The sequence below is a fragment of the Streptomyces lushanensis genome, assembly GCF_001700515.1.
Taxonomy (GTDB): Bacteria; Actinomycetota; Actinomycetes; order Streptomycetales; family Streptomycetaceae; genus Streptomyces; species Streptomyces lushanensis.
Window position 1 is genome coordinate 1 of the sequence record NZ_MAUD01000095.1, and the last position, 1,347, is coordinate 1,347.

Sequence of the window (1,347 nt, forward strand, 5' to 3'; positions counted from 1 at the left end):
CCTCCGCCTTGCGATGCTCCCCCGTGGCCTGAACGGCACGGGAGGTACCCCCTCCACCAGCCGCCCCGGGCCGATCCACGAAGATCGACCGGACAGGGCCTAGCCCTGGTGGGGTGACTCCCGCCAGCGGTTCGTGATCGGCAGGCGCCGGTCCTTGCCGAAGCCCTTCGCCGAGATCTTGGTACCCGGCGGGTACTGGCGCCGTTTGTACTCGGCCGTGTCCACCATCCGCAGCGTCCGCGCGACCAGCTCGGCGTCGAAACCGGCCGCGACGATCGCGTCCGTGCCCTGGTCGCGGTCGACGTACAGCTCCAGGATCCGGTCCAGCACGTCGTAGTCCGGCAGCGAGTCCGTGTCGACCTGGCCGGGACGCAGCTCGGCGCTCGGCGGCTTGGAGATCGAGTTCTCCGGGATGGGCGGTGTCTGGCCGCGCTCCTCGGCGGCGCGGTTGCGCCACCGGGCGAGCCGGAAGACGGAGGTCTTGTAGACGTCCTTGATCGGGCCGTACGCGCCGACGGAGTCGCCGTACAGCGTCGAGTAGCCCACCGCCAGCTCGGACTTGTTGCCCGGGGCGAGCACGATCTGGCCCTCCTGGTTGGAGAGGGCCATCAGCAGCGTGCCGCGCAGCCGCGACTGGAGGTTCTCCTCCGCCAGCCCGGTGAGCGCGAGCGAGCCCATGTACGCGTCGAACATCGGCTCGATCGGGATCGTACGGAAGTTGAGCCCGGTACGGCGGGCCAGCTCGGCCGCGTCGCCCCGGGAGTGGTCCGAGGAGTACTTGGACGGCATGGCCACGCCGTACACGTTCTGCGCGCCGACCGCGTCGCACGCGAGGGCGGCGACGAGCGCGGAGTCGATACCGCCGGAGAGCCCGATCAGCACAGAACGGAAGCCGTTCTTGGCTACATACGCGCGCAGGCCCACGACCAGCGCCGAATAGACCTCCTCGTCGTCCGCCAGCCGGTCGGCGTAGCCACCGGCCAGCTCGGGCTCGTAGGCCGGCAGAGGCTCCTCGGAGAGGACGACCCGGTCGATCCGCAGCCCGTCGTCCACAACGCCGGAACGCGGCTCGGGCGAGGCGGCCGGCAGATCGAGGTCCAGGACCACACAGCCCTCGGCGAACTGCGGTGCGCGCGCCACGACTTCGCCGTCCCGGTCGACCACGATCGAGTCACCGTCGAAGACCAGTTCGTCCTGGCCGCCGATCATGGCGAGATACGCGGTGGTGCAGCCGGCCTCCTGGGCGCGCTTGCGCACCAGCTCGAGCCGGGTGTCGTCCTTCTCGCGCTCGTAGGGGGAGGCGTTGATGGAGATCAGCAGCCCGGCCTCGGCGGACCGCGCGGCCGG

The 1,347-nt window shown here is 70.8% G+C and carries 1 protein-coding gene; it reads right to left on the bottom strand.

The annotated features are described in order from the left end of the window. Positions 1 to 99: 99 nt before the first annotated feature. On the bottom strand, positions 100 to 1,347 hold a 1,248-nt coding region (locus tag BFF77_RS09200; protein WP_066946158.1), incomplete at its 5' end, for an NAD+ synthase.